The organism is Jidongwangia harbinensis (assembly GCF_020216025.1).
Classification (GTDB): Bacteria; Actinomycetota; Actinomycetes; order Mycobacteriales; family Micromonosporaceae; genus Actinoplanes; species Actinoplanes harbinensis.
The window spans coordinates 94,033-119,329 of record NZ_JAIWNC010000004.1 but is presented as its reverse complement, the minus strand read 5'-3'; the positions used below and the strand labels follow the sequence as shown (position 1 = coordinate 119,329).

28 protein-coding genes are annotated in these 25,297 nt (G+C 72.1%); 9 read left to right on the top strand and 19 right to left on the bottom strand.

All coding sequences use genetic code 11. From position 1 onward, the window contains the following. Positions 1-410: 410 nt before the first annotated feature. Positions 411-2,063, bottom strand: a complete 1,653-nt coding sequence (locus LDL48_RS07320) for an alkaline phosphatase D family protein (protein WP_225254253.1) — start codon at positions 2,061-2,063, stop codon at positions 411-413. Positions 2,064-2,108: 45 nt separating this feature from the next. Next, positions 2,109-2,954 carry a formate dehydrogenase accessory sulfurtransferase FdhD gene (fdhD, locus tag LDL48_RS07315; protein WP_225254252.1) on the bottom strand — a complete coding sequence of 282 codons (846 nt, stop codon included), beginning with the start codon at positions 2,952-2,954 and terminating at the stop codon, positions 2,109-2,111. A gap of 319 nt (positions 2,955-3,273) precedes the next feature. Between fdhD and mobA the strand changes: the two genes are divergently transcribed. The 3 genes from mobA to LDL48_RS07300 all read left to right on the top strand — a co-directional run bounded on the left by mobA (position 3,274) and on the right by LDL48_RS07300 (position 5,266). Further along, positions 3,274-3,825 carry a molybdenum cofactor guanylyltransferase gene (gene mobA, locus LDL48_RS07310; RefSeq protein WP_372472069.1) on the top strand — a complete coding sequence of 184 codons (552 nt, stop codon included), beginning with the start codon at positions 3,274-3,276 and terminating at the stop codon, positions 3,823-3,825. A 32-nt stretch (positions 3,826-3,857) separates the two neighbouring features. Then, positions 3,858-4,112, top strand: coding sequence for a DUF6457 domain-containing protein (locus tag LDL48_RS07305; protein WP_225254250.1), 255 nt, complete (start codon positions 3,858-3,860; stop codon positions 4,110-4,112). Positions 4,113-4,201: 89 nt separating this feature from the next. Next, positions 4,202-5,266, top strand: coding sequence for a T3SS (YopN, CesT) and YbjN peptide-binding chaperone 1 (locus LDL48_RS07300; RefSeq protein WP_225254249.1), 1,065 nt, complete (start codon positions 4,202-4,204; stop codon positions 5,264-5,266). 4 nt (positions 5,267-5,270) lie between these two features. On the opposite strand, the gene LDL48_RS07295 is transcribed toward LDL48_RS07300, so the two are convergent. Together LDL48_RS07295 and LDL48_RS07290 are read right to left on the bottom strand one after the other, a co-directional pair. Further along, on the bottom strand, positions 5,271-7,160 hold the full coding sequence (locus tag LDL48_RS07295) for a beta-propeller domain-containing protein (RefSeq protein WP_225254248.1): 1,890 nt from the start codon (positions 7,158-7,160) through the stop codon (positions 5,271-5,273). Positions 7,161-7,239: 79 nt separating this feature from the next. Then, positions 7,240-7,698, bottom strand: a complete 459-nt coding sequence (locus LDL48_RS07290; protein WP_225254247.1) for an Lrp/AsnC family transcriptional regulator — start codon at positions 7,696-7,698, stop codon at positions 7,240-7,242. 68 nt (positions 7,699-7,766) lie between these two features. Between LDL48_RS07290 and ddaH the strand changes: the two genes are divergently transcribed. Next, on the top strand, positions 7,767-8,594 hold the full coding sequence (ddaH, locus tag LDL48_RS07285) for a dimethylargininase (protein ID WP_225254246.1): 828 nt from the start codon (positions 7,767-7,769) through the stop codon (positions 8,592-8,594). A 34-nt stretch (positions 8,595-8,628) separates the two neighbouring features. Beyond that, entirely contained in the window at positions 8,629-9,204 is a 576-nt protein-coding gene (locus LDL48_RS07280) for a bacterial proteasome activator family protein (protein ID WP_225254245.1), read from the top strand. On the opposite strand, the gene LDL48_RS07275 is transcribed toward LDL48_RS07280, so the two are convergent. The 4 genes from LDL48_RS07275 to LDL48_RS07260 form a co-directional block, all read right to left on the bottom strand. Beyond that, entirely contained in the window at positions 9,199-10,008 is an 810-nt protein-coding gene (locus tag LDL48_RS07275) for an HAD family hydrolase (protein WP_225254244.1), read from the bottom strand. The genes LDL48_RS07280 and LDL48_RS07275 overlap by 6 nt on opposite strands. Beyond that, positions 10,008-10,820 carry an HAD-IIB family hydrolase gene (locus LDL48_RS07270; RefSeq protein ID WP_225254243.1) on the bottom strand — a complete coding sequence of 271 codons (813 nt, stop codon included), beginning with the start codon at positions 10,818-10,820 and terminating at the stop codon, positions 10,008-10,010. Before LDL48_RS07270 ends, LDL48_RS07275 begins: the two co-directional genes overlap by 1 nt. Positions 10,821-10,928: 108 nt before the next feature. Beyond that, entirely contained in the window at positions 10,929-12,188 is a 1,260-nt protein-coding gene (gene serS, locus LDL48_RS07265; RefSeq protein ID WP_225254242.1) for a serine--tRNA ligase, read from the bottom strand. A 34-nt stretch (positions 12,189-12,222) separates the two neighbouring features. Beyond that, on the bottom strand, positions 12,223-13,047 hold the full coding sequence (locus LDL48_RS07260) for a ZIP family metal transporter (RefSeq protein ID WP_225254241.1): 825 nt from the start codon (positions 13,045-13,047) through the stop codon (positions 12,223-12,225). Between the two features lie 96 nt (positions 13,048-13,143). On the opposite strand from LDL48_RS07260, the gene LDL48_RS07255 reads away from it, so the two are divergent. From LDL48_RS07255 to LDL48_RS07245, 3 genes are all read left to right on the top strand, one after another. Next, on the top strand, positions 13,144-13,572 hold the full coding sequence (locus LDL48_RS07255) for an OsmC family protein (RefSeq protein WP_225254240.1): 429 nt from the start codon (positions 13,144-13,146) through the stop codon (positions 13,570-13,572). Positions 13,573-13,636: 64 nt separating this feature from the next. Continuing rightward, positions 13,637-13,978, top strand: coding sequence for a metallopeptidase family protein (locus LDL48_RS07250; protein WP_225254483.1), 342 nt, complete (start codon positions 13,637-13,639; stop codon positions 13,976-13,978). A gap of 57 nt (positions 13,979-14,035) precedes the next feature. Continuing rightward, entirely contained in the window at positions 14,036-14,767 is a 732-nt protein-coding gene (locus tag LDL48_RS07245; protein ID WP_225254239.1) for an AIM24 family protein, read from the top strand. 20 nt (positions 14,768-14,787) lie between these two features. Here the strand turns inward: LDL48_RS07245 and pheA are convergent, their stop codons facing one another. From pheA to LDL48_RS07220, 5 genes are all read right to left on the bottom strand, one after another. Then, positions 14,788-15,744 (bottom strand): prephenate dehydratase, encoded by a 957-nt coding sequence (gene pheA, locus LDL48_RS07240; protein WP_225254238.1) that lies wholly within the window; start codon positions 15,742-15,744, stop codon positions 14,788-14,790. A gap of 26 nt (positions 15,745-15,770) precedes the next feature. Further along, a complete protein-coding gene (locus LDL48_RS07235; protein WP_225254237.1) occupies positions 15,771-16,577 on the bottom strand; it encodes a hypothetical protein in 807 nt (268 codons plus the stop codon). Between the two features lie 45 nt (positions 16,578-16,622). Next, positions 16,623-17,015, bottom strand: coding sequence for an ACT domain-containing protein (locus LDL48_RS07230; protein ID WP_225254236.1), 393 nt, complete (start codon positions 17,013-17,015; stop codon positions 16,623-16,625). A 76-nt stretch (positions 17,016-17,091) separates the two neighbouring features. Next, positions 17,092-17,556 carry a PAS domain-containing protein gene (locus tag LDL48_RS07225; protein WP_225254235.1) on the bottom strand — a complete coding sequence of 155 codons (465 nt, stop codon included), beginning with the start codon at positions 17,554-17,556 and terminating at the stop codon, positions 17,092-17,094. 110 nt (positions 17,557-17,666) lie between these two features. Further along, positions 17,667-18,410 carry a hypothetical protein gene (locus LDL48_RS07220; protein WP_225254234.1) on the bottom strand — a complete coding sequence of 248 codons (744 nt, stop codon included), beginning with the start codon at positions 18,408-18,410 and terminating at the stop codon, positions 17,667-17,669. A 311-nt stretch (positions 18,411-18,721) separates the two neighbouring features. On the opposite strand from LDL48_RS07220, the gene LDL48_RS07215 reads away from it, so the two are divergent. Beyond that, the gene (locus LDL48_RS07215; RefSeq protein ID WP_225254233.1) at positions 18,722-19,927 is read left to right on the top strand and encodes an arginine deiminase; all 1,206 of its coding nucleotides are present in this window, start codon (positions 18,722-18,724) and stop codon (positions 19,925-19,927) included. Here LDL48_RS07215 and LDL48_RS07210 read toward each other — a convergent pair. The 6 genes from LDL48_RS07210 to LDL48_RS07185 form a co-directional block, all read right to left on the bottom strand. Continuing rightward, positions 19,911-20,660: a glycoside hydrolase family 16 protein gene (locus LDL48_RS07210; RefSeq protein WP_225254232.1), complete on the bottom strand. Its 750-nt coding sequence runs from the start codon at positions 20,658-20,660 to the stop codon at positions 19,911-19,913. The genes LDL48_RS07215 and LDL48_RS07210 overlap by 17 nt on opposite strands. Beyond that, positions 20,660-21,535 carry a DUF5926 family protein gene (locus tag LDL48_RS07205; protein WP_225254231.1) on the bottom strand — a complete coding sequence of 292 codons (876 nt, stop codon included), beginning with the start codon at positions 21,533-21,535 and terminating at the stop codon, positions 20,660-20,662. Before LDL48_RS07205 ends, LDL48_RS07210 begins: the two co-directional genes overlap by 1 nt. Before the next feature lie 49 nt (positions 21,536-21,584). Then, positions 21,585-22,793 carry a sensor histidine kinase gene (locus tag LDL48_RS07200; RefSeq protein WP_225254230.1) on the bottom strand — a complete coding sequence of 403 codons (1,209 nt, stop codon included), beginning with the start codon at positions 22,791-22,793 and terminating at the stop codon, positions 21,585-21,587. Between the two features lie 106 nt (positions 22,794-22,899). After that, a complete protein-coding gene (locus tag LDL48_RS07195) occupies positions 22,900-23,718 on the bottom strand; it encodes a glycerophosphodiester phosphodiesterase (protein ID WP_225254229.1) in 819 nt (272 codons plus the stop codon). Next, positions 23,715-24,050 (bottom strand): rhodanese-like domain-containing protein, encoded by a 336-nt coding sequence (locus LDL48_RS07190; protein ID WP_225254228.1) that lies wholly within the window; start codon positions 24,048-24,050, stop codon positions 23,715-23,717. Before LDL48_RS07190 ends, LDL48_RS07195 begins: the two co-directional genes overlap by 4 nt. 18 nt (positions 24,051-24,068) lie before the next feature. Continuing rightward, on the bottom strand, positions 24,069-25,265 hold the full coding sequence (locus LDL48_RS07185) for an LCP family protein (protein ID WP_225254227.1): 1,197 nt from the start codon (positions 25,263-25,265) through the stop codon (positions 24,069-24,071). Positions 25,266-25,297 lie beyond the last annotated feature (32 nt).

The following is a 25,297-nucleotide window of genomic DNA, read 5'->3' as shown; positions in this document are numbered from 1 at the left end:
GGTGGGTCTGGTTCCGATGGCCGGGGTAGGTCTGGTTCCGATGGTCGGGGTGGCTCTGGTTCCGATGGCCGGGGTGGGTCTGGCCTCGATGGTCGGGGTCGGTCTGGTCCCGACGGCCCGGGCCGGTCTGGTCCCGACGGCCGGGCGCGGTCTGGTTCGGGTGACGTGCGGCCCGGGGCCGGCGGGGGCGATCTGGTGCTGCCGTTCCGTCCGGCGGCGGTGCGGCGGGACCTGCGGGCTCAGCGGCGCACCCGCAGGCCCCGCCGTGGGTCGGTGTGAGTCGTGGGAACTCGGGCGGCCTGGTGTGAGTCGGGGGGTGCTCGGGCGCTGTGGGCCGGTTGAGTCGCGGTGACTCGGGCGCCGCGGGCGCCGCCGCCGGACGGCGGAGACGCGGCCGACGGCGGCTCCAGCTAGCGGGGCCGGTCGGTCTCCTGGCGGACCGTGTCGGGGGCGGAGGAGGGCGCCCGCAGCGTGCTCGGAGCCGCCGGGGTCGGTTGGTCGGCGGTCTGGTGCAGGCCGGGGACCCGGTCCTCGATGACGAACGTGGCGCGGGTGTGCGCGGGCGCGTCCGGCCGGGTCACGTACGGCACCACCCGGAAGTCGGCGGTGAACGCGCCCGCGGTGATCCGGGTGCGGACGTAGCCGCGCTGGTTGTTGTAGAAGCGCAGGTGCGGGTTCCAGGGCGCCCAGCTGTGCGCGCCGGTGGGCACGTCCGTGCCGTCGCCGCCGGAGGTGATCGAGGAGCAGACCAGTTCGGTGCCGACCGTGCGGGAGGTGGGATCGGCGTAGTCCAGCTTGAGATCGTCGGCCCAGTGCGCGTGCACGTCGCCGGTCAGCACGACCGGGTTGCGGACGCCGGCGGCGAGCCAGCCGCGGGTGATCCGGTCGCGGGAAGCGGCGTACCCGTCCCAGGAGTCCATGCTGACCACCGTGGCCGGCCCCGAGTTGTTGTCCCGCTGTCCGAAGAACACCTGCTGGCCGAGCACATCCCAGCGGGCGTCCGACCTGCGGAAGCCGTTGAGCAGCCACCTCTCCTGCTCGGCGCCGGTGATCGAGCGGGCCGGGTCGGCGGCCTCCGGGCAGTCCCGGTACCCGTCGCCGCAGCCCTGATCGCTGCGGTACTGCCGGGTGCCGAGCAGGTGGAACGTGGCCAGCCGGCCCCAGTGCAGCCGCCGGTACAGCTGCATGTCGATGCCGCGGGGCACCGACCGGCGGCGCAGCGGCATGTTCTCGTAGTACGCCTGGAACGCGGCGGCGCGCCGGGCCGGGAAGTCCGGGTCGGGCTCCTCGGGCACCTCGCCGGCCCAGTTGTTCTCGACCTCGTGGTCGTCGAACACCACGGCCCACGGCGCCACGGCGTGCGCCGCCTGCAGGTCCGGGTCGGTCTTGTACTGCGCGTGCCGCTGCCGGTAGTTCGCCAGCGTGCGGGTCTCCGGGCCCTGGTGGTCGCGCGGGTTGCCGGCCGGGATGGTGTACGTGCCCGGGGCGTACTCGTACTGGTAGTCGCCCAGGTGCAGGATCAGGTCCGGTTCGTCCTCGGCCAGCCGGCGGTACGCGGTGAAGTAGCCGTGCTCGTACTGCGAACAGGACGCGAACGACATGGCCAGCGTGCCGCCGACGGCCCACGGCGCCGGGGCGGTGCGGGTCCGGCCGACCGGCGAGGCGTACCGCTCGGCCCGGAACCGGTAGAAGTACTCCCGTCCGGGGAGCAACCCGTGCAGTTCGACGTGCACCGAGTGCCCCCGGGCCGGGTCCGCGACCACGGTGCCGCGGCGTACCACGTGCCGGAAGCGCTGGTCCGCCGCCAACTCCCAGCGGACCGGCACGTTGCGGGCCGGCATTCCGCCGAGGCCGTCCTCAGCCAGCGGGGCCGGGGCGAGCCGCGTCCACAGCACGAAGCCGTCGGGCTCCGGGTCGCCGGACGCGACGCCGAGCGTGAAGGGGTCGCTGCGGAGCGGGCCCCGGTAGGGCGCCGCCACCGCGGCCAGCGGCCACGTGGTGATCGCGCCGGCGGCACCGGCGGCGGCGCCACCGAGCAGGAGGGTACGTCGCGAAACAGACATGCCCGCAGCGTCGCGAGCATGGATGAACGCCGATCGGTGTGCGGCTTACCGGCGGGGGAAGTTCTCCACGGTGACGCGTTGCGGGTGGGTGTACACGTTCATCGACGCCCCGCGCAGGAAGCCGACCAGGGTCAGTCCCGCCTCGTCGGCCAGTTCCGCGGACAGCGTGCTCGGTGCGGACACCGCGGCGAGCAGCGGGATTCCGGCCATCCACGCCTTCTGGGTGAGCTCGAAACTGGCCCGCCCGGACACCAGCAGGACATGTCCGGTCAGCGGCAGCCGGCCCTCCCGCAGCGCCCAGCCGATCACCTTGTCCACGGCGTTGTGCCGCCCGACATCCTCGCGCAGCGCCAGCAGTTCGCCGTCCGGCGTGAACAGCCCGGCCGCGTGCAGGCCGCCGGTCCGGTCGAACGTCCGCTGCGCCGCCCGCAGCCGGTCCGGCAGCGCGGCGAGGACGTGCGCGGACACCCGCAGCGGATCCCCGGACACGTCGAACCGCGAGCGGGTGCGGACCGCGTCGATGCTGGCCTTCCCGCACACGCCGCAGGAGCTCGTGGTGTAGAAGTTCCGGCTCGGGTCGGTGACCGGCGGCGGCACGTGCCCGCCGAGCACGACGTCCACCACGTTGTACGTGTTCGGGGCGTCGGTGCCGGCGCACAGCTGCGCGGTCACCACGTCCCCGGCGGCGCCGATGATGCCCTCGGTGAGCAGGAAGCCCATCGCGAGGTCGAGATCCTGCCCGGGGGTGCGCATGGTCACCGCCAACGGGGTGCGCCGCAGGCGGATCTCCAGCGGTTCCTCGGCGGCCAGGTCGTCGGGGCGGCGGCGTGGTTCCGCCGATCCGTCCAGGTCGATCTTCACCACCGGCCGCCGGTGCATCGTCCGTGCCATCGTGCGAGCGTATGCCCGCCCGGGCCGGAGTGCCCGGCCCTACCGGCCGCCCGCCCCGGAGTGCCCGGCCCTACCGGCCGCCCGCCCCGGAGTGCCCGGCCCTACCGGCCGCCGGGGCCGACTCGGCCGGCCCAACCGGCGCTGCCCGGTGTCCGAGTAGTCGGTTGTGTGGCTTTGGGGGTGGCGGGGGAAGGGAGGATCTCGGCAGTGTGAGGTGGGAAGGGTGAGGCGGGCGGTCACGCGGAGGTCGTCGGCGGGATACGGTACGTACGTGGGGGGATTTGCGGCGGTGGTGCTGGCCGGCGGTGCGGCGCGTCGGATGGGTGGTGCGGACAAACCGACGCTGCCGGTGGCGGGTCAGCCGATGTTGACCCGGGTACTGGCCGCGGTCCACGACGCCGAGCCGCGCGTGGTGGTCGGCCGGGTGCCGCCCGACCTGCCGGTCCACGTGCATTCGACCCGTGAGGATCCGCCGGGCGGCGGCCCGGTCGCGGCCACCTCGGCCGGTCTGGCGCTGGTGCCCGCGCACGTCACGTTCACCGCATTGCTCGCCGCGGACCTGCCCTTTCTCACCGGCGAGGCGATCGACGTGCTGCGCCTGACCGTGGAGTCGGCGCCGATGCAGGGCGCGGTCTACCGCGACTCGGAGGGACGCCGGCAGCTGCTCTGCGGGGTGTGGCGGACGACCGCGCTCCGGGAGGCGGTGGACCGGCTGGCCGCGGAACGTGGTGATCTGCACGGCGCCTCGGTGCGGGATCTGATGGAGTATCTGCGGGTGGCGGAGGTGTCCTGGCGACGGCCGGGTCCGCCGCCGTGGTTCGACTGCGACACCGATGACGACCTGCGTACCGCGGAGGAGTGGGCGCGGTGACGGGCGGCACGGAATCTGAGGGAGCGGACCGGATGAACGAGTTGGACGCCTGGATCGCCGCCGCCGCCGCGGAGTTCGGTGTGGACCCGGGTGAGGTCGAGCCGAAGCTGGCGCTGGACGTGGCCCGGGACGTGGCGCACCAGGTGTTGCGTCCGGGTGCGCCGGTCACCACGTACCTGATGGGGATCGCCGTGGGCCGCGGGTCCGATCCGGCCGACGCCGCGGCCCGCCTCAGCGCCCTCGCCCTGGCCTGGCCGAAGACAGCGCCGCCCGCCGACCCGAAGTAGCCGTTGCCCAGGGAGAGGCGCTGAAGACGGCACTGTCCGGGAGGAAAGCGCGCGACGCGGAGTGAGAACCACTCGATAGGGTGGCGGACATGACGGCGGACACGACGGGCGAGCAGCCCGAGGGCATTCTGCTCGACGAGCCCACGAACTCTGACCTACGGGTGAAGGTCACCGAGGCGTGGCGGGAGTTCGCCGGGGCGTTGGCGCGGTTGGTGCCGGAGCTCTCGCCGGGCGCGCACGTCGACGTGACGCTCGACCCGACCGCCTCAGGCACCGGCACCGCGGTCTATTCGGTGAGCATGCGGCTGCTCGACGACGGCGTCGTGGAGGCGCTGGCGGTGGGCAACGCCGAGCTGCCCGAGGGCTACCGGATGGACCGTGCCGCGGTGGCCGACCTGGTCGCGCTGGGCTGGTCGCCGCCGGGCGTGCTGCCCGACTCGGGCGATTCCTTCGGCCTGCGCACCACGGTGGATCAGGCCGGCCGCCTGGCCACGATCGTGTCCCGCACGCTGCGCGACGTGTACGGTGCGCCGCATCCGGCGTTCCTGGTCTATCTGGTGCACGACATCGACGACGAGCCGATCGACACGGTCCCGCTGGGCACCGCCCGGCACGAGCCCAGCCTCGAGGCCGGGCTGAACCTGGACGACCTGGAGGGCGCCGCCGCGCTGGCCACGGCCGCCGAGGAGGCCATTCCGCTGGCCGAGCGGGTCCGGACCGTGGTCGCCACCATGTCGAAGACCACGGTCGACCAGCTGCAGGAGGACGCGGACGGCGACATCGGCATCCGGGCCGGCTCGGCGATGGTGTTCGTCCGGGTGCGCGACAACCCGCCGCTGGTCGACGTCTTCTCGCCCATCCTCACCGAGGTGGAGCCGACCGAGCAGCTGTACGTGAAGCTGTCCGAACTCACCAACCGCATGCCGATCGGCCGGCTGTACTGCGCCCAGGACACGGTGTGGGCGTCCGTCCCGGTGTTCGGCCGCAACTTCCAGGCCGCGCATCTGATGCTCGCGGTGCAGGTGATGACCGGTCTCGCCGACGAGCTGGACGACCGGCTGCACGGCGAGTTCGGCGGCAAGCGGTTCTTCGGCGAGAGCGACAAGCCGATCAGCAAGGACCCGACCGACCACCGCACCGGGATGTACATCTAGCCGGTCAGTTTGTCGGAATCCAGCCGATCTGCTCCAGGGTGGACAGCCGGGACGCCTGCAGGCCGGACTCGCTGACCGTCCAGAGCACGTCGCCGATGACGAGTGAGCGGCGGATGCCGGGCGTCCAGGCGCGCTCCGCGGCGCCCGGGACGGCCGGCTGCGCCAGGGTGCCGGCCTCCTCGACGCCGCGGTCGGTGATCCGCAGGGCGAGGGCCGCGTTCGCCGGGGCGGACATCCTGGCGTCGTACCGGTTGATCGGCACCACCAGCAGGTTGGTGGCCGGCCACCAGAGCAGGGCGTGCGGGTCGTACTCGGCCTCGGAGTGGCCACCGCTCACCTGGTGTTGCGCCAGCCGGCGCGGTGCGGCCGGGTCCGACACGTCGAACAGCGACACCTGGGTGCCCTGCGTGACGCCGCGGGTGTCCGCCTCCTGGCCGATGCCGATGAGCCGGCCGTCGCCCGCGGGCTGCAGGTGCGCGGAGTACCCGGTGATCTTCAGTTCGCCGGTGACCCGGGGCCGGGCCGGGTCGCTCAGGTCGACGCTGTACAGCGGGTCGGTCTGCCGGAACGTCACCACGTACCCGCGTGGTCCGATGAACCGGACCGAGTAGATCCGTTCGCCCTTGCCCAGGCCGTCGGCGACACCGACCTGGGTCAGCCGGTCGCCGCGGGTGGCCAGCACCCGTACCGCGGACGTGCGCTTGCGGTCGTCGGTGGTGGCGACGCGCAGGTGGCCGTCCCATTCGCTCAGCGCGTACTGGTTGACCAGCCATCCGGGCACCGTGCCGGCGGCGGTGTAGACCGGCCGGCCGCCGCCGGTCAGGTCGAAGCGGTAGATCTCGGTCTCCTGCGGCACGCTGCGGTTGTCCCGGCCGCGCCACATGTTGAGCCGCCAGCGCTGGTCGTTGGCGACGTACAGGCTGGTCGGGGTGCCGTAGACGGTGTCGCCGTCGGCCACCACGGTGACCGGGTCGCCGCTGGCCAGCGCGGGTGCGCGCAGGTCGAAGGTGTGCAGGGTGAGCAGGGCGGCGGCGGAGAACCGGGCGGGCCGGTTGACCTGCCCGCAGCCCACCCGCCCGCGGTGCGTGGTGTGTTCGTCGGTGTACGTCCACTCGGGCAGCCAGGCGTCGGCCGGTGCGTCGTCGATGGCGGTGCGGTTCGCCTTGACCCGGTCGTCCTGGTCGTCGACCTTCGGCATATCCGGGAAGGTGATCCGCGGCGCGCTGCTCAGCACCACGCGGACCGTGTCGCCGGTCTGCCGGGCGTCCACGAGCACCCCGTCGGTCCGGAAGCGGCTGAGCACCTGCGGCGTGCCGGCCAGGTTCACCAGGATCAGTTCCGGGCCGCCGTCGAAGGCGACCCGGTTCGGCTGCATCGTTCCGTAGCCGCCGGACCGCAGCACCAGCGCCCGGTCGCCGGCGAGCAGCAGGTTCGCTGGGCCGTACTGGTCCCCGCCCAGGTCCAGCTTTCCGGTCTGCCGACGGCTCGCCGCGTCCACCACGCGCAGCACGCCGCGGTCGACCGTGACGATCCGCCGCCCGTCCGTCTTCACCAGGTCTGGTTCGTCCACGCCCTGCTCGTGCACGTTGGTGCCGGAGAACGCGGGGGCCGGGGCCTTCGCGGCGGGCGCCGCGCCGCCGGCGGCGGCACGCACACCGCCCGCGTCCGCCGTGAGCATCTCGGGGCCGCCCGCGCCGGGGAATCCGTACGGGCCGACCGCGGCCTTGCCGGCCGTCCGCAGGTCGCGGGTGAGCTGGTCGCAGGAGTCGAACGCGACCAGGCGCAGGGCACCCGGCGGCCGGCCCGTGGAACCGGGCCCGGGCTCGGGCTTGGCGGTGCATCCGACCACGGCGAAGGTGATCGCGGCGGCGCTCAACAGCATTCGGCGGGACATGCGGGGTAGGACGCGGCCGGTGGCGTTCCGGTTCCCGGGCCTGCCGGGTTCGCCGGACGCGACGCGCGGGACGGCGGGGTCAGTCCGGGGCGGGCACCGGGGTCGGCGTCTCCACCAGCCGGGACAGCACCACCATGCTGCGGGTGCTGGTCACGAACGGTTCGGCGCGGAGGCGTTCGAGCGCCTGCTCCAGGTGACCGATGTCGGCCGCCCGCAGGTGCACCAGCGCATCCGCCTGGCCGGAGACGGTGTACGCGCCGACCACCTCGGGATGCCGCCGGGTCGCCACGGTGATCTGGGCGGGGGTGGTGCGCCCGGTGCAGAACAGCTCGACGAAGGCCTCGGTGGTCCAGCCGACCGCGGCCGGGTCGATGACGGTGGTGAATCCCTTGATGACCCCGCTGGACCGCAGCCGGTCGACCCGCCGCTTGACGGCCGGCGCGGACAGCGAGACCTTGGCGCCGATCTCGGCGTACGACGCGCGGGCATCGGCGACCAGTGACGCAATGATTCGCTGGTCAACGGCATCCATCTGCAACGAATCACCTATTCGGCGCAAGGTCGACGGCTGTTTCAAACGTCTCCACCCTACCTATCGTTTACCTCATGAGCCAGACGGAGCGGATGCCGCGAACCCGGACATATCTCATGTGCCCGCCGCGGCACTTCGCGGTGGAGTACGCCATCAACCCCTGGATGGACACCACCGTGCCGGTCGACGCCGCGCTGGCGCTCAAGCAGTGGCAACTGCTCCGGGACACGCTCATCGACCTCGGTCACACGGTGCACGAGCTTCCGGCGGAGCCCGGCCTGCCGGACATGGTCTACGCCGCGAACGGCGCGTTCTCGGTGGACGGCACCGCGTACGGCGCCCGGTTCCGCCACCCGCAGCGCGCCGCGGAGGCCGCGCACCACCGGTCGTTCTACGCGGCCGGCCCGTGGCGGTTCGTGGCGCCGGCCCACGTCAACGAGGGCGAGGGCGACTTCGCCTACCTGCCCGGCGCGTACGGCGGGCTGATCCTGGCCGGCCACGGCTTCCGCACCCAGCCGGCCGCCCACACCGAGGCGCAGGAGGTGCTGGGCCGCCCGGTGGTCTCGCTGCACCTGGTCGACCCGGCGTTCTACCACCTGGACACCGCGCTCGCCGCGCTCGACGACCGGCACATCGCCTACTACCCCGATGCCTTCTCCGCGTCGTCGCAGCGGATCCTCGCCCAGCTCTTCCCGGACGCGGTCCGGGCCGACCGCACCGACGCCGAGGCGTTCGGGCTGAACCTGGTCGGTGACGGCCGCCACATCGTGCTCAACCACGAGGCCACCGGCATGGCGGAGAAGGTCCGGGCCGCGGGTTATGTCCCGGTCCCGGTGGAACTTTCCGAGCTGAAGCGCGGCGGCGGCAGCGTCAAGTGCGCGGTGGCCGAGCTACGCCCCTGACCGCCGCTCGTCGCGGTGCGGGAAGATGGATCGCATGACCGACGACACCCACAGCGCAGAGAAGAACGACGACGGTTCCGTCATCGTCGTGGGCCCGGACGGCCGGCCCATGGGCACGGTCGAATCCGACGGCAGTCTCAAGCCGGAGGAACCGGGCAACCTGATCGAGCAGCCCGCGAAGGTCATGCGGATCGGCAGCATGATCAAACAGCTGCTGGAGGAGGTGCGCGCGGCGCCGCTGGACGAGGCGAGCCGCACCCGCCTGCGCGAGATCCACCAGCGCTCGATCACCGAACTCGAGGACGGGCTCGCCCCGGAGCTGCGCGACGAGCTGGAGCGGCTCTCGCTGCCGTTCGAGGGGGAGACCCCGCCCAGCGAGGCGGAACTGCGGATCGCCCAGGCGCAGCTGGTCGGATGGCTGGAGGGCCTGTTCCACGGGATCCAGGCCGCGCTGGTCGCCCAGCAGATGGCGGCCCGGCTCCAGCTCGAACAGATGCGTGGCGGCGGTGCCGGCCGGCCGGCGCTCCCGGTGGGACCGAACGGCCTGATCCCCGGCATGCCCGGCGCCGCCCCGGGCGGCCCCGACGGCCGCACCGGTCAGTACCTATAGATCGAAAAGCCGTTCCAGGTACGCCGCCACGCCGTCCTCGTCGTTCGTCGACGTCACCTCGTCGGCGACCTCCCGGACGGCGGGGTGGGCGTTGCCCATCGCCACCGAGCGGCCGGCCCAGCTGAGCAGCGGCACGTCGTTCGGCATGTCGCCGAAGGCCACCACGTCCTCGGCGGTGAGACCCTCCCGCTCGCAGAGCCAGGCCAGTCCGGCCGCCTTGGTGACGCCGGCCGCGGAGATCTCCACCAGCGCCGACGACGACGAGTGGGTGGCCTCGGCGACGTCGCCGAGCGTCCGGCTGACCAGGGCGAAGAAGTCGTCCGGGGGATGCGTGGCGGAACGGGCGAGCAGCTTCACCGCGGGTGCCGAGGTGAGGTCCTCGGGCGTGGTGAGCACCCGTACCGACTGGTGTTCACCGTCCCAGCGCATCGGCCAGGCCTCCTCGTACCAGAAGGACCGGCCGTCCTCGACCTCGACCGCCAGCGCGATGTCCGGCACCGCCTCGCGCAGCTTCTTCGTCACGTCGAGCAGCAGGTCGACGTCGAGCGGCGCGGCCCGCAGCACCTCGTCGGTGTCCGGGTCGTAGACCACCGCGCCGTTGGCGCACACCGCCGGCAGCGGTTCGGCCATCTGGTCGTAGAGCTGGCGTAGCCAGCGCACCGGCCGGCCGGTCACCAGCACGGTGGGTACGCCGCGGTGGTACAGCCGGTCCAGCACGTCGGAGGTGCGCGGGCTGAGCGTGCCGTCGGTACGGATCAGGGTGCCGTCGATGTCCGAGGCGACGAGGCGGAAGGGCGATGACATCACCTCGACAGTAACTGGTCCAGATAGACCGCCACCCCGTCCTCGTCGTTGGTCGTGGTGACCTCGTCGGCGGCCGCGTGGACCAGCGGGTGCGCGTTGGCCACGGCCACCCGGCTCCACCCGGCCCAGGCGAACATCGGCAGGTCGTTCGGCATGTCCCCGAATACCAGCACGTCCGCGGGGTCGACCCCGACGGCCTGCGCGACCACGGCCAGGCCGGTGCCCTTGTCGACGTGCGGAGGGCAGATCTCGATGTAGTTCAGGCCCGCCTGAGTGACCGATGCCACGTGCGGCGGGATGATCCGCTCGGCCGCCGCGAGCAGGTCGTCGACGTCGGTGCCGGCCGCCCGGGCGAACGCCTTGATCACGTCGGCGGACACACACTCGGCCCGGGTCCGCGGCTCCAGCACCACCGGGTACCGCCAGGTCGGGTCGTAGTCGCCCCACAGCGGCGCGTCGTCGTGCTCCAGCGCCTCGACCATGACGGACAGCGGGCCGACCTCGGCCTCCAGCGCGGTCAGCACCTGGGCCAGCGCCGCGCCGGACAGCCGCTCGGTCCGCAGCGGCACCGGGTCGGCCTGGTCGATGACCCAGCCGCCCTGGGCCAGCACGAGGAAGTCGGCCACCCGGATGTCGTTGCGGGTGAGTTCGGTGAGCCGCGGTCCGCGGCCGGTGGCGCCGACGATGCGGATGCCGGCCGCGCGGACCCGGTCCAGCACCGCATGGGTGTACGCGGACACGGTGTCGTCACTGCGCACCAGGGTGCCGTCGAGGTCGGTGGCGATGAGCTTCGGCAGACCGGGTCGGGTCATGGGTACCTCCGCGTGTGGGGTACCCCCGCCGAAGGGCGGAAGGAAAACGTTACACCGGCCCGGCTACCTGCGGCTATGGCTTTAGGTAGCGGGCCGGTTGAGTTTCGGTTACCTGACGGGTTCGAGAATGTCCCGGCCGCCCAGGTACGGCTGGAGCGCCTTCGGCACCCGCACCGAACCGTCCGGCTGCTGGTGGTTCTCCAGGATCGGGATCAGCCACCGGGTGGTGGCCAGCGTGCCGTTCAGCGTCGCCGCCGCCTGCGGCCGGCCGTCGGCGTCGCGGTACCGGATGTTCAGGCGCCGGGCCTGGAACGTGGTGCAGTTCGACGTCGACGTCACCTCGCGGTACCGCTGCTGCGACGGCACCCACGCCTCGCAGTCGTACTTGCGGGTCGCGCTCGAGCCCAGGTCGCCGGCCGCCACGTCGATCACCCGGTAGGGCACCTCGACCTTGGCCAGCATCTCCTCCTCCATGGCGAGCAGGCGCAGGTGCTCGGCCTGCGCGTCCTCCGGCCGGCAGAACGAGAACATCTCCACCTTGTCGAACTGGTGCACACGCAGGATGCCGCGGACGTCCTTGCCGTGCGAGCCGGCCTCCCGCCGGTAACAGGACGACCAGCCGGCGTAGCGGCGCGGCCCGTCGAGTTCCAGGATCTCGTTCGAGTGGTACGCCGCCAGCGGCACCTCCGACGTACCCACGAGGTAGAGGTCGTCGGCCTCGAGCCGGTAGACCTCGCCGGCGTGCGCACCGAGGAAACCGGTGCCCTCCATCGCCTCCGGGCGGACCAGCGACGGCGTGATCGACGGCGTGAAGCCGTGCTCGACCGCCTGCTGGATCGCGATCTGCAGCAGGCCCAGCTGGAGCAGCGCGCCCACGCCGGTGAGGAAGTAGAACCGCGAACCCGACACCTTCGCGCCGCGCTCGGTGTCGATCGCGCCCAGCGCCTCGCCCAGCTCCAGGTGGTCCTTCGGCTGCGGGAGGTCCGGCACGTCGCCGACCTCGCGCAGCACCACGAAATCGTCCTCGCCGCCCGGCGGGACGCCGTCCTCGACCACGTTGGGCACGGCCAACTGCGCCCGGCGCAGTGCCTGGTCGGCCTCGGTGGCGGCCGCCTCGGCCGCCTTCACCTCGACGGCGAGCTCCTTGGTACGGGCCAGCAGCGCGGCCCGCTCGTCGCCGGAGGCCCTGGCCACCTGCTTGCCCAGCGACTTCTGCTCGGCGCGCACGGACTCGAACCGCTGCGTGACCGCCCGCCGTTCCTCGTCGGCGCGCAGCAGCTCGTCCACGACCGACGTGGACTCGCCACGCAGTCGCTGGCTGGCACGGATCAGGTCGGGGTCCTCGCGGAGCAGGCGCAGGTCAATCACGATTGTCGAGCCTACCGGCGGACCGGCCGGTCGTTCATCCCGATATACCTCCGCTGGGTTTGTCCCGTTCGGTGGCCTTGTCGCGGTCGTCGGACAGCGACATGAACGGCGTCACCGGCGACACGGTCAGGTCGAACGGCTCATCCACCGGCGGTTCCTCCTCCGTGGCGGTACGCGGGCGCCGCCAGGACCACACCGCCTCCGGCTCGGGCACCGTCGCGTCCGCCGTCGCGTCCGGTGCCGCCACGGCCAGATGCCGGCCCGCCAGATACAGCGCGAGCACCGTGGCGGCCACCCCGAACACCGCACACCACAGGCCCCGCCCGTACCGCAGCACCACGTCCTCGGCGTCCAGATCGATCAGATAGACGCGGGCGATGGAACGGCTCACCTCGTCCAGGTCGGAGGCCATGGCGGCGACCACGGCGAGCAGGACCCCGCCGGCGGTGAGTCCGATCAGCCGGGCGTACGGGCGCGGGGCGGCCGGGCCGAACAGCAGCAGCACCACCGCACCGGCCAGCACGAACAGCCCGGCCAGGTAACCGGCGCCGAGCGCGCCGAGGTCGGCGATCGAGGCGGCGACCTGGCGGTTGCCGGCGTCCGTACCGCCGAACGGGGTGGTGTCCACGGACGTGATCTGCCACTCCGAGACCAGCGACGCGAACAGCGCCACGGCGCCCACCGCGGCGGCCAGCGGCACCACCCGGCGGTCCGCGGCCAGGCTGCCGGCCAGTCCGGCCAGGTGCCATCGTCGGCCCCGCCCGGGCTCGCCGGACTCGGAACCGGAGTCGGGGCCGAACTCCACGACCGCCTCGGCCGGCGTCGGTGGGTCGCCGGTGGGCTGCAGGTCGGACGCCATGCGATCCATCATGTCTTGCCCCGCGCCCGCCGACCAGCGGGTGCGGTTGGGCAAGGGCCGCCAACCGGCCACGCGCCATGGACTAGTTTCGGTGGTATGCCAATTCGTACTGCTTCAGCCCGCTGGGAAGGGAACCTCACCGAGGGTTCCGGCACGGTCAAGACCGGCAAGGGCGGGCTCCAGGGGAACTATTCGTTCAAGTCGCGCTTCGAGGAGGGCGAAGGCACCAACCCCGAGGAGCTGATCGGGGCGGCGCACGCCGGCTGCTTCTCGATGGCGTTCTCCAAGGGTCTGGCCGACGCCGGCTTCACCCCCACGTCCGTGGAGACCACCGCCAAGGTGCACCTCGACAAGACCGACGGTGGCTTCGGCGTCACCCGGATCGAGCTCGAGACGGTCGGTAACGTCCCGAACATCGACGAGGGCACGTTCCAGAAGATCGCCGAGGGCGCCAAGGAGAACTGCCCGATCTCCCGCCTGCTCTCCCCCGGCGCGCAGATCAGCCTCAGCGCGTCGCTCGCCTGATTCTCCACGCTGCTCCGTCGACCCGCACGGGTCGACGGAGCACAATGGTCGGGTGCCGGTCGAGATGAGTCGTGAGCGTTTCGAGGAACTCGTCGGCGAGGCGCTCGACGAGGTCCCGGTCGAACTGCTCAACGTGATGAACAACGTCGTCGTCCTGGTCGAGGACCGCCCGCCGGACGGCAGCGACGATCTCCTCGGCCTGTACGAGGGCTATGCGCTCACCGAACGCGGCTGGGACTACGCCGGCGTGCTGCCCGACCGGATCACCATCTACCGGCTGCCCACGCTCAAGGTGTGCGACTCCGAGACCGACGTCATCGACGAGGTGGCGATCACCGTGGTCCACGAAATCGCCCACCATTTCGGGATAGACGATCACCGCCTGCACGAGCTGGGCTGGGGCTGACCCCCTTGTGAGCAGCCCTTACTCTGGGACTCCAAGTGCTTACAGGAGGACACGCTCATGCGCAGCGAACTTTTCTCGGCCGACAACCTCGAGAAGGAGTCGGCTCAGCCCGGCCTCCGGCTGCAGAATTCCAAGTTGCTCAAGGCCGAGCTGAACGGCGAGTTCATGGCGCGGGTCGGCTCGATGGTGGCGTACCAGGGACAGGTCAAGTTCGAGGCGCTCGGCTCCGGAGGCCTCGGCAAGTTCCTCAAGCAGAAGCTCACCGGCGAGGGCGTCCCGCTGATGCGGGTCAGCGGCCAGGGTGACGTGTTCCTGGCCGAGAACGCCGCCGACATCCACATCATCGACCTCGAGCAGGGCGACGCGCTCTCCATCAACGGCGCCAACGTGCTCGCGTTCGACTCCACCCTCAACTACGACATCAAGATGGTCCAGGGCGCCGGCATGCTGTCCAACGCCGGCCTGTTCAACTGCGTGTTCAGCGGGTACGGCCGGATCGCCGTGACCACCAAGGGCACCCCGGTGGTGCTCAGCGTCGACCAGCCCACGTTCGTGGACCCGCAGGCGGCGATCTGCTGGTCGGCGAACCTGCAGACCGGCTACCACCAGGCCGAGCAGATGGGCCTCGGCACGCTGCTGGGCCGGACCACCGGCGAGCGGTTCACGATGAGCTTCGCCGGGCAGGGCTTCGTCGTGGTCCAGCCGTCCGAGGAACCCCCGGGCGGGCTGGCCGGTGTGGCGCAGGGCCAGCAGCAGCAGGGCGGAGTCCTGGGCAACCTGTTCAGCTGAGTGCCGCCGCTCCGCGGCGGTCAGGCGGAGTGGCCGGCGCGGATGCGGGTCAGCCAGGCCGTGGAGTCGGCGAAGTCGGCGTTCGAGAGCCCCGGTGGGGACGGCACCGGGGCCTCGGCGGCCGCCGTGGACCAGCGGTGCCGGGCGTAACTGCCCAGGAAGCGCACCTCGGCACAGATCCGGCGCAGCCCCTGCAGCGCCTCGCCCAGCCGGGGCTCGGCGACGTGACCCGTGCAGTCCAGGAAGAACACGTACGTCCCGAGCTGCTCGCCGGTCGGCCGGGACTCGATCCGGCTCAGGTTGATGCCGCGTACCGCCAGCTCGGTCAGCACCGCGAGCAGTGCACCGACCTGGTCGTGGCGGATCGACACCGCCAGCGAGGTCACGTCGTCGCCGGTCGGCGCGGCCGGCGGCGCCGGCCGGGACAGCAACGCGAAGCGGGTCACCGCGTCGGCGCGATCCGCGATCTTGTCGGCGAGCACGGTCAGACCATTGCGGGGTACGCCGATCGGCGCGCAGATCGCCGCATCGCACTCGCCGCTCGCGGCGCTGATCGCGGCGGTCGCGTTGGACAACACGTCCACCACCACCGCGTCCGGCATGTTCGCCAGCAGCCAGTTGCGGCACTGCGCGGACGCCTGCGGATGCGCCGCCACCGTACGCAGCTGGGCGAGCGGGATGAGTCGCGCCGCGGCCAGCTGGAACTCCACCGGCAGCACCACCTCGCGGGTGATCACCAGCGGGCTTCCGGTGGCCAGCTCGTCCAGCGTCACCGGGACGGCGCCGCCGACCGAGTTCTCCAACGGCACCAGCGCGGCGTCGGCGTCTCCGGTACGGACCGCCTCGAGCGCCTCGGGGACGCTGCGGGCGGGCGTACGGATGCCGTGCTCGGCCGCGGAGATGGTGCGCAGGGCCTGCTCGGTGAACGTGCCCTCGGGCCCGAGGTACACGAAGCGGGTCGGCGGTGTTCCGGGCATGACCCCAGCCTAGAGGCCGGCCGGGATCAGAATCCGCACGCCCGTACCCGGATCCCGGCCGGGGCGTCGTCCTCCACCCGGTCCGTGCACACGTCCGTGCCGATCACCACCAGGGTCAGCGCGGCCGGCCGGCCGGTCGTGACCACCAGCAGTGGTTCGTCGCCCTCGGGGTCCTGCACGGTGCTGCCCACCACGGTGAACTGCCACGATCCCGCGCAGAACGGTCCCTCCTTGACCACCGGCTGCTTGTCGGTGGGGATGGTCGGGTTGTCCTTGATCACGGCGAGCACCTGCGCCCGGCTCGGGCCGGCGGTGCAGCGCGGGGCGGCCGGCGGCAGGCTGCGGCTCGGCGTCGTGGTGGGGCTGGTGGTGGGCAGCGTGGCGGTCGGGTAGGTCGGCCCGAATCCGGTCGGGTACGGCTGGGTCGGGTACGGCTGGGTGGTCAGGCCGCCGGTGGGGAGCGTGCCGGCCGGCATGGTGGGTGGCAGGCCGCCGGACGGGTACGGGGCTCCGGAGGGCGGTACGGGGGCGCTGCGGGGCGGCTCGGGCGGCGCGGTGGCCAGCGGCTGCGGCGGCTCCCCGCACCCGGCGAGCATGCCCAGCAGACCTAGCGCGAGCGGCAGCCCGAGTCTCACCGGCCGGCCGAGTCTGACGAGCTGGCCGAGTCTCACCAGCTGGCCGAGTCTCACCAGCTGGCTGAGCCCCACCGGCAGGCCGGGGCACAACCGGTGGGCGGCGTGCCGACGGAACCGCACGGCGGCGCGGTGGGGCGGCCGCGGGGCGGCGGCAAGGAGGAGTGACCGCTCGGCGGCGCGGTCAGGCGTGCGGGACACGCGCCCATGGTAGGGCCGGATCGACGTTCGTGAAGAGGCCGGATCTCAGCCGGCGGCGATCCGGTGTCCGGCGGCGCTGAGCGTGCCCAGCGCCTCGGCCAACCGGACCGTGGGGACCAGCAGGTAGTCGGTGTCGTACGTCGAGAAGGTCACGATGTTGACCCGGGCCTGGGCGAGCGGCCCGAGCAGGGACGCGAGCACGCCGGTCAATGCCAGGTCCAGCGGGCCGACCACCCGCAGGCAGCGCCACGGGGTCTCCACCACGGCGTCGGACGGCACCCGGTCGCTCGGGCAGATGATGGACAGCTCGTCCGGCGCCCACGTCACGGAGATGACGCTCTTGTCGTCCGGTCCGCCGCTCAGCGAGGCGGGCAGCGGCGAACCGGCCGGCAGTCGGCACACCGCGTATTCCTCAGGCAACAGATCGAGATCGAGCATGAGGAGAGCGTACGGTTCGGATCGCGCGGGCCCAATGGCCGCGCGGTGAAATGATCGCCACACGCCTCGCGGCGGGTCAGCGCACCGGTGCGAAGAACGACAGCGACGCGACGACCTGGTTGGCCGCGATGAGCGGGGTGGCGATGGCGTCCACGGTCAGGTGCTCGTTGCCGTCGTCCAGCTGGACCCGCATCAGGCCGCGGGCCAGGCGCTCGCTGCGGATCGCGAGCAGCGGCGGAATCTTCTCCACCTCGGGCTCGTCCAGCTCGCCGCCGCCGGCGGTGAAGTCGATGAGCCGGAGCGCACCGTCGCCGAGCAGCGGCTGGCCGACCGCGTCCGCCGGCTTGCCCAGCCCCAGCAGCTCGCTGCAGGACGGCGAGAGGGCGAGGATCGTGGTGGCCACGTCGATGATCAGGCACGGCTCGACCGAGGTCGCGACCGTTGCCGCCCAGCGTTCGACGTTCGAGAGGAACTCCGACTCGGCTGGTGTACGCGCCTGGGGCACGAACGCTCCCGAGAGTGAGAGTTCGACGTGCGCCACCTGCACCTCCCTGATCCTCCGTGCCGCCGGGTCACGGCCCGGCCGGGGACGAACCCCGGCCGTGTCGCCGTGGTGACCGGTCGGCGGCGAACGGTGCACCGGCAGGAACGTTACCGGCGGGTCGTCCGCTTGTCAGCGGCCGTTTGTCCGCCGGCATACCACCGATAGTCGCCGGCCGGACGGTACGGAGCGTTTGCCCAGGTCGACGGGTTCTCGGCGACCGCCGAAAGTTTACCCGCGGTGGCCGGTGAGATGCGCGCACCGCCGGCGATGAGCAGCCGGTCCAGCTCCCGGTGCGTGGCGACCAGGCAGTCCTTAGGCAGGCCGTGGACGCTGATCACCCCGGACCCGACGAACGCGAGGACCGGACTGACCGGGACGGTCAGCCCGACCGCGGCCGACATGGCCTTGCTGGCCCGGCGGGCGTCGCGGCGGGCCTCGGCCACGAACGCCGGGCGCTTGCCATTGATCTGTACCACGTCACCGGCGATGAGGACGCGGGCCCGCCCGTGGTCGGCGACGGTGACGGCGTACACGCCGCCGGGGCCGATGGCGAGGAATCCGGCGCGCTCGTCGCTCGGGTCGGGCTCGTAGTACCCGTGCAGCGTGTCGGTGCGGGGCCAGTCCACGATGTGCCAGGCGGGACCCAGACGGTCCAGCCGGGTCAGCGCACGTGCTCCGGCCGCCTCCAGCCGGCGGGCGTCACGCTCGGCGCGGCGGCGACGTGCCCACTCGACCGGACTCGGGCGGGGTGCCTCGAGCGGTGCGGGTGGGGCTGATTGACGGCGGTCGACCGGGGCCAACGCCTTGGACGGTGTGACAGGCAGGGCGGGACGTGCGGGGAAGACAGTCATCGTGACCTCCGGCAAAAGGTCCGTCGGGCTCTCTGGCCACTACCGTAAGTGTTTGACCCCATACGGAAGCAAGATGCAAAGGGGGAAAGAAAGTGGAATGACTGGGGATGAATGCCGCATTCACGCACGGCCTCTTCTTGCGTATGGCGCACTCGTCCCTCGATCCCCCCGGAACTCGGTTACGTCACCGCCCAAGTTAGCCTCACCTTAGCCGTCGCGCAGCACTGATCCTTGATCTCGGCCCAAAGTCACATCACGGCGGCTCTGCGCGATGAATCGCCGCATCGACCGGATTGCCCTAGTCTCGATCCGTGACGCACTACGTCGACAGCGAAGTCAGCCGCCTCACCACGGTCATGCTGCACCGGCCCGGGCCGGAACTGGCGCGGCTCACCCCGCGCAACAACGACTCGCTGCTGTTCGACGGCATCCCCTGGGTGGGCCGCGCGCAGGAGGAACACGACGCGTTCGCGGCCGCCCTGCGCGAGCGCGGCGTCGAGGTGCTCTATCTCGGACAGTTGCTGGCCGAGACGCTGGCGGTGTCCGAGGCGCGCACCGAGGTGATCGCCGGGGTGCTGGACGACCGGCGGCTCGGTGACACGTTGCGCGGCCGGGTCGCCGGGTACCTGGCCGACCAGGACCCGCCCCGCCTGGCCGACGTCCTGATGGCCGGCCTGGCCCACGAGGAGATGAAGCCCGGGCCCGGTGGGCTGGTCTACCAGATGATGGATCCGCACGACTTCGTCATCGACCCGCTGCCCAACCTGCTGTTCACCCGCGACTCGTCGGTGTGGATCGGGGACCGGGTCGCGGTCACCAGCCTGGCCATGCCGGCCCGGGCCCGGGAGACCACGCTGACCGAGGCGATCTACCGCTACCACCCGCGCTTCGCCGGCACCGACCTGCTCTACCAGCCGGGACTGGAACATGTGGAGGGCGGCGACGTCCTGCTGCTGGCGCCCGGCGTACTCGCCGTCGGGGTGGGCGAACGCACCACTCCGGCCGGTGCCGAACGCCTGGCTTTGCGGGTCTTCGCGGCCGGTCTGGCGCACACCATCCTGGCCGTGCCGATCGCCCAGGAGCGGGCCACCATGCACCTCGACACGGTCTGCACGATGGTCGACGTCGACGCCGTGGTGATGTACCCGATCGTGGCCGACACGCTGCGGGCCTGGACCGTGACCCGGGGCGCGGACGGCGAACCGGTGGTCGCCCCGCCGCGGCCGTTCCTCGAGGCCGCCGCGGAGGCGATGGGCATCGACCGGCTGCGGATCATCGACACCGGACTCGACCCGGTCACCGCGGAACGCGAGCAGTGGGACGACGGCAACAACACGCTGGCGATCTCGCCCCGGCTGTGTGTCGCCTACGAGCGCAACGTGGAGACGAACGCCCAGCTGGAACGGGCCGGCATCGAGGTGATCCGGATCAGCGGCTCGGAACTCGGCTCCGGCCGCGGCGGGCCCCGCTGCATGAGCTGCCCGATCGAGCGGGTGCCCCTTACCGACGACCGATGACGTGCGACACGATCAGCTCGGGGACCTCGACGGTGGCGGCGTCCGGATCGGCCTTGTCCGGGAAGTCGAAGACGCCGATCTCCAGCTGCACCGGGTAGTCCGGGGCCTGCCCGATCCGGCGCACCACGGTCCCGTCCACGGTGAACTCCAGCGAGCCGGGTCGCCAGTCCACGCCGTACGTGTGGAACTCGGCGATGTCCAGATCCAGCGGGACCGTGGACCACTCCTCGGTCAGCGCCGGGTCCCGGAACCGGTGCAGGCCGATCCCGACGTCCACCGAGCCGTCCCGCACCGCGTCGCCGAACACCTCCATCACGCAGATCTCGCCGGAACGGTGCGGCCGGTCCTCGATGCCGGACATCCAGAACGCCACCATGGACCTTGGCGACACCACGCCGCGCATCCGGGCCTCGATGTGGCCGTACCGCGGGGTGTAGCCCCAGAACGTCGGCTGCTCCTCGCGGACCACCTGGTCCGGCAGGAACGGCTGACCGCCGATCGTGCTGCCCACCGGGCCGGAGAAGTTCGCGGTCTGCACGCAGGACACCCGCAACGGCGTGGGGTGGATGCCCTCCGCCCACAGGCCCTGCGACGGCGGGATGCTCAGGCGCAGCTCACCGCCGGTCACCGTGTACGTCGCCGCCGACTGGGCCCGGGAACTCCAATGTGGCAGGTAGTACGGGACCCAGACGGCCGGGTCCAGGTCATCGGCGGTGAACTGCTCCTCGAACATCAGCGCAGGGTGAGCTGCCGGCCGACCAGGCCCTGCTTGGCGCGGCGGGCGGCGGAGTCCAGCGGCCCGGTGTCGGCGAGCGTGTCGGCGTACCGCTTGGCGAAGTCGGCCAGCGGGCCCTCCCAGTCCGCGGCCTCCGGGTCGCGGGGCACGTCCCACACCGGCACCAGCAGGCCGTGCGCCCGGAACATGCCGGCGAACTTGGTGCCCTCGCCGAGCAGCAGGTCACCGGCGGCGGAGAGCCGGGCCAGCGCGTCCAGCGCGGCGTCCTCCGGCTCGGCCAGCACCCAGCGCACGTGCGACTTCTCCGGAACCCGGCACCAGTACGCCGCCGGCGCCGCGGCCAGCCGGCCGGTCGGGTAGATCGAGGCGTTGGCCCGCTCCAGCGACGCCTTCACGTTCACGTCGTCGGCCTGCTCGGCGTCGAGCCAGTACTCGAAGCCCTCGTGCATGGTGATGTCGAGCGGCCCGTCGACCAGGATGTCCTGCAGGCGGGGACCCACACCGGGCAGCGCGGGCACCGCCACGGTGTCGCCCGGCTCGGTGCGCAGCGCGCTCAGGATCGCGACGGCGAGGTCGCGGGACACGTCGCCGGACTGAACGTGCCGTTGCAGCCCGATGAACACCCGGCCGTCCTGGCGGGTCATCGCGGGCCAGGCCATCGGCAGCACGGTGGAGAGCGTGACCGGGCGGTCGCCGTACTCCTCGATGATCTCGGGTTTGAGGGTCAGCGGCGCGGACGCGGCCGGGACCAGCTCGCGGAGCGCGATCCACTCCGGCTCGTCCGCCAGACCCTCGAAGGGCCGGGCGACGAAGATGTCACGAACCTTCTGACGCTTCGGCGCGGTCTGCGGGCCTTTCCGACGCTTGCTCATGGCGAACCAGAGTAGGCGCTGACGGCCCGGAGGGAAGGACCAGGGCCGGTCAGCCGCGAGGGAGCCGAACCTCGGCGACCGTGCCGCCGCCCTCGCGCGGCCGCAGCGACACCCAGCCGTGCTGGCGTTCCACGATCCGGCGCACCAGGTAGAGACCCAGCCCGGCACCGGGGTGGTGGCGGCGGTCGCCGGACTCGCCCTGCCAGTAGCGTTCGAACGCCTTCTCGACGTGGTCCGGCTTGACCCCGACGCCGCGGTCGGAGACCCGGAACGTGACCGTCTGGTCGTCGGCCGACGCGCACAGCTCCACCGGGGTGTCCGGCGGTGAGTACTTGTCCGCGTTGGTGGCCAGCTCGGTCAGGATGGTGGCCAGCGAGTCGCGGTCGCCGAACGCCTTCGGCAGTTCCGCCGGGAGTTCGTCCAGCACCAGCCGGCCGCGCAGGTCGGCGGGCAGCTCCTCGACCGCCGAGCGGAGCGCCTCGACCAGGTCGAACGGGCCGGCCGCCGAGCCGCCGATCTCGCCGTCCTCGCTGGTGGCGGAGAGCAGCCGGTCGACCAGGCGGGCCAGTTCGCCGGCCCGGGCACCGATGATCCGGACCGCTTCCTGCCGCCCCTGCTCACCCAGCGAGTCCCAGTGGTTGGTCAGCGTGTCCGCATATCCCTTGATCACGGTGACCGGGGTACGCAGTTCGTGGCTGGTCACCGCGACCCACAGGTCCCGGGCCTCCTGGCGGCGGTGCACCTCGGCGACCTCCGGCAGGTGGCCGTGGATGGGCAGGCCGGTGCGGTAGCCGTAGAGCCGGCCCACGTAGGCGGCCAGCAGTTCCAGCACCGCGTGGTGCTCGGGCCCCGGCTCGCCGTCCGCGGCGTCCAGGTAGACGTGCAGGGAGCCCACGATGGTGTCGCCCACCTCGCACCGCGCGCCCAGCGTGCGCCGCCGGTCACCGCCGTCGACGTGGCTGGCGAACTCGTCGTTGAGCGAGTCCAGCGGCAGCAGCAGCGTGCGGCTGCCCCGCAGACGGGTGTCGTCGCGGTCCACCCGCCGGCCCAGCGCGCCGGCCCAGACCCCGCTGGCCGCGATGATCCGGCCGTGGCCCGGGCTGTACTCGGCGAAACCGGCGCCCGGACCGCCCAGCACGTCCTGCGCCAGGCGGACGATCTGGTTCAGTACGGGCAGTCCCGCCTCGCCGGCGTTGATCCGGTCGAGGACCGCGATCTGCCCCCGGGTGAGGGCGGCGTAGTCGGGGCGATCCGGCATGTCTGCGAGTCTGCCTCGCTTCCGGGATTTTGTGCAGAGCGGTCAGCTTGGATCTTGCCGAGAATCGCCCAACCGTGTCCGACGTCACAGTCAGGCGGGCACCAGATCAGGTCATGCCGACCCGATCCAGCACGAATCGGGGCCGGTCCGTGATCACGCCGTCGACCCGCTGCGCCAGGATCAACTCCAGGTCGGCCTCGGCGTTGACGGTCCACACGTACGTCTGGTGGCCGGCCGCGCGCAGCGCCGGGATCAGGCCGGGCCGGGCCCGGACCAGCCCGATGCCCGGGCCGGCGATCCGGGCGCCGAACGGCAACCGGCCGCGGCCCACGCCGGGCGGCAGGATCTCCAGCAGATACACCGTGGGTACGGCCGGAGCCAGCAGCCGGATCCGGCGCAGCGCGAGCGCGGCGAACGACATGACCGTCACGCGCACCGGATCGTCCGGGGCGGGCTCGTCCAGCCGATGCTTGCGCAGCAGCTCGACCAGGCGGCGCTCGACGTCGGCGCCGTACCGGGTGGGGTGCTTGGTCTCGATCAGCAGCCGCACCCGGCGGCCGGAGTCGCGCACCGCGTCGAGCAGCCGGTCCAGCGTGAGCAGCCGGGTCAGGTCGGGGTCCGGCGGATCGTCGGTCGGCAGGTACTCGCCCGGCGACGCCACCCCGGCGGCCGGATGCCAGGAACCGAAGTCCAGCGCGTCCAGCTCGGCGAGGGTCTTCCGGCTGACCCGGCCGCGGCCGTTGCTGGTGCGGTTGAGCCGGCGGTCGTGCACGCAGACCAGATGACCGTCCCGGGTCAGCCGGACGTCGCACTCCAGGCCGTCGGCACCCTCGTCCAGCGCCTTCAGGTAGGCCGCGAGGGTGTGCTCGGGCAGCGCGTCGGCTCCGCCGCGGTGGGCGAAGACCAGCGGACGGTACGGGGTCACAGGACGCGGGCCGGCTGACCGTCTTCGCTGATCACTTCCCGCCCCGCGCCGGCCCACGACTGCATGCCGCCGTCGAGGTTGCGGACGTTCTCCCAGCCGTTGCCGAGCAGGTACGACACCACCTGGCTGGACCGCCCGCCGACCCGGCACACCACCACCACGTCGGTGTCGGTGGGGATCTCGGCGATCCGCGCCGGTACCTCCATCATCGGCATGTGGTGGGCACCCGGCGCATGGCCGGCCGTCCACTCGTCGGTCTCGCGCACATCGAGCAGATAGGCGTCGGGCTCGACCTGCGACGCGGTCACCTGGGGCACCTGTGGTCCGAACACGGAAACAAGCCTAGAGGCTCACTTCTCCTTCGCCACGACACCCGGGTTGTTGATGATGAAGTCGGCAAGATTGTCCTTGCGGATCGCCTGGAACATGTCCTGCGTGACCTCGTTGAACTGCTCCCGGCCCCGGCCGTTGCCGGAGAACGTGCCGTTGTTGGTGCGCAGCAGCACCATGTCGTTCGCCGCCACGCCCTTGAGCGTGAAGATGAAGTCGGCGACCGGTACCCCGCCGGTGTCCAGCACGAACGCCTTGCCGGCCGCCTTGATCAGGCCGTTCACCTTGAGCGGGTTGGTCATCACGCCGCTGCTGCTGGCCTTCTTGGCCATCGCCTTGAGCAGCTGCTGCTGGTGCCGCTGGCGGTCGTAGTCGCCGTTCTTCAGGCCGTACCGCTGGCGGGCGAAGTCGAGGGCCCGCCAGCCGGGCATGGTCTTGCAGCCGACCTTGTGGACCACCGGCTCCATCCGCTTGCCGGTCTTGCGGGCCTCGCCGATGTACATCTGCTGGTCGCCGTCGACGATGACCATGTGCTTGGACGTCACCTGCTGGTCGACGCACATCCGGACGCCGCCCAGCGAGTCGATCACGCCGCGGAAGCCGTTGAAGTCGATGATCGCGGCGCCGTCGAAGCTCAGTCCGGTCGCGTTCTTCAGCGTCTGCGCCATGAGCTGGGCGCCGCCGGCCCAGCCGCCGCCGTTCTGCGCACCGTGGTAGAACGCCTCGGTGGCCTTCGCCGTGCCGCCCGGGTACTTGCTCTTGGCGAACGGCGGCACCTGCACCTCGGTGTCCCGCGGGATCGACACCAGATAGGCCTGGTCGTGGCTGGCCGGGATGTGCAGCACGATGATGGTGTCCGCGTGCAGGTCGTCGACGGCCCAGCGCTTGCGGGCGTCCACGCCCATCAGCAGCAGATCGATCGAACCCTTGAGGCTGTTACCGCCCTCGGCGGCCGACTTCTTGGTGCCGCCGAGCAGGTTGTCCTGGGAGACCGCGCTGGTGGCGTTGCTGATGAACCACTTGCTGCCGACGATGCCGGCGCCGCTGGCCATCATCAGCACCGCGCCGAGCACGACGGTGAGCCGGGCCCAGAGCGGGTCCCGCCGCTTGCGCTTGGTGGCGGGTGGGGCCGGTGGCGGGGTGGTGACGGTGCGACCGCGTGTCCGCGAGGCGTCCCGATCCAGCGACGGAGCACGTCGAGGGGTCTGGACGGTCATGCACGTCTCCAAGCGGTCGGGGCCGAAGCGGC

Bases quoted from the DNA above. Each gene is read 5' to 3' on its own strand.
- LDL48_RS07255 (WP_225254240.1), top strand. From the start codon at position 13,144: ATGCCAATTCGTACTGCTTCAGCCCGCTGGGAAGGGAACCTCACCGAG.
- fdhD (WP_225254252.1), bottom strand. From the start codon at position 2,954: ATGGCACGGACGATGCACCGGCGGCCGGTGGTGAAGATCGACCTGGAC.
- LDL48_RS07320 (WP_225254253.1), bottom strand. From the start codon at position 2,063: ATGTCTGTTTCGCGACGTACCCTCCTGCTCGGTGGCGCCGCCGCCGGT.
- pheA (WP_225254238.1), bottom strand. From the start codon at position 15,744: ATGCCCGGAACACCGCCGACCCGCTTCGTGTACCTCGGGCCCGAGGGC.
- LDL48_RS07260 (WP_225254241.1), bottom strand. From the start codon at position 13,047: ATGGCGTCCGACCTGCAGCCCACCGGCGACCCACCGACGCCGGCCGAG.
- LDL48_RS07205 (WP_225254231.1), bottom strand. From the start codon at position 21,535: ATGAGCAAGCGTCGGAAAGGCCCGCAGACCGCGCCGAAGCGTCAGAAG.
- LDL48_RS07280 (WP_225254245.1), top strand. From the start codon at position 8,629: ATGACCGACGACACCCACAGCGCAGAGAAGAACGACGACGGTTCCGTC.
- LDL48_RS07275 (WP_225254244.1), bottom strand. From the start codon at position 10,008: ATGTCATCGCCCTTCCGCCTCGTCGCCTCGGACATCGACGGCACCCTG.
- LDL48_RS07270 (WP_225254243.1), bottom strand. From the start codon at position 10,820: ATGACCCGACCCGGTCTGCCGAAGCTCATCGCCACCGACCTCGACGGC.
- LDL48_RS07200 (WP_225254230.1), bottom strand. From the start codon at position 22,793: ATGCCGGATCGCCCCGACTACGCCGCCCTCACCCGGGGGCAGATCGCG.
- LDL48_RS07295 (WP_225254248.1), bottom strand. From the start codon at position 7,160: ATGTCCCGCCGAATGCTGTTGAGCGCCGCCGCGATCACCTTCGCCGTG.
- LDL48_RS07185 (WP_225254227.1), bottom strand. From the start codon at position 25,265: ATGACCGTCCAGACCCCTCGACGTGCTCCGTCGCTGGATCGGGACGCC.
- LDL48_RS07250 (WP_225254483.1), top strand. From the start codon at position 13,637: ATGAGTCGTGAGCGTTTCGAGGAACTCGTCGGCGAGGCGCTCGACGAG.
- LDL48_RS07300 (WP_225254249.1), top strand. From the start codon at position 4,202: ATGACGGCGGACACGACGGGCGAGCAGCCCGAGGGCATTCTGCTCGAC.
- LDL48_RS07305 (WP_225254250.1), top strand. From the start codon at position 3,858: ATGAACGAGTTGGACGCCTGGATCGCCGCCGCCGCCGCGGAGTTCGGT.
- LDL48_RS07210 (WP_225254232.1), bottom strand. From the start codon at position 20,660: ATGTTCGAGGAGCAGTTCACCGCCGATGACCTGGACCCGGCCGTCTGG.
- mobA (WP_372472069.1), top strand. From the start codon at position 3,274: ATGGGTGGTGCGGACAAACCGACGCTGCCGGTGGCGGGTCAGCCGATG.
- LDL48_RS07245 (WP_225254239.1), top strand. From the start codon at position 14,036: ATGCGCAGCGAACTTTTCTCGGCCGACAACCTCGAGAAGGAGTCGGCT.
- LDL48_RS07230 (WP_225254236.1), bottom strand. From the start codon at position 17,015: ATGCTCGATCTCGATCTGTTGCCTGAGGAATACGCGGTGTGCCGACTG.
- ddaH (WP_225254246.1), top strand. From the start codon at position 7,767: ATGAGCCAGACGGAGCGGATGCCGCGAACCCGGACATATCTCATGTGC.
- LDL48_RS07220 (WP_225254234.1), bottom strand. From the start codon at position 18,410: ATGACTGTCTTCCCCGCACGTCCCGCCCTGCCTGTCACACCGTCCAAG.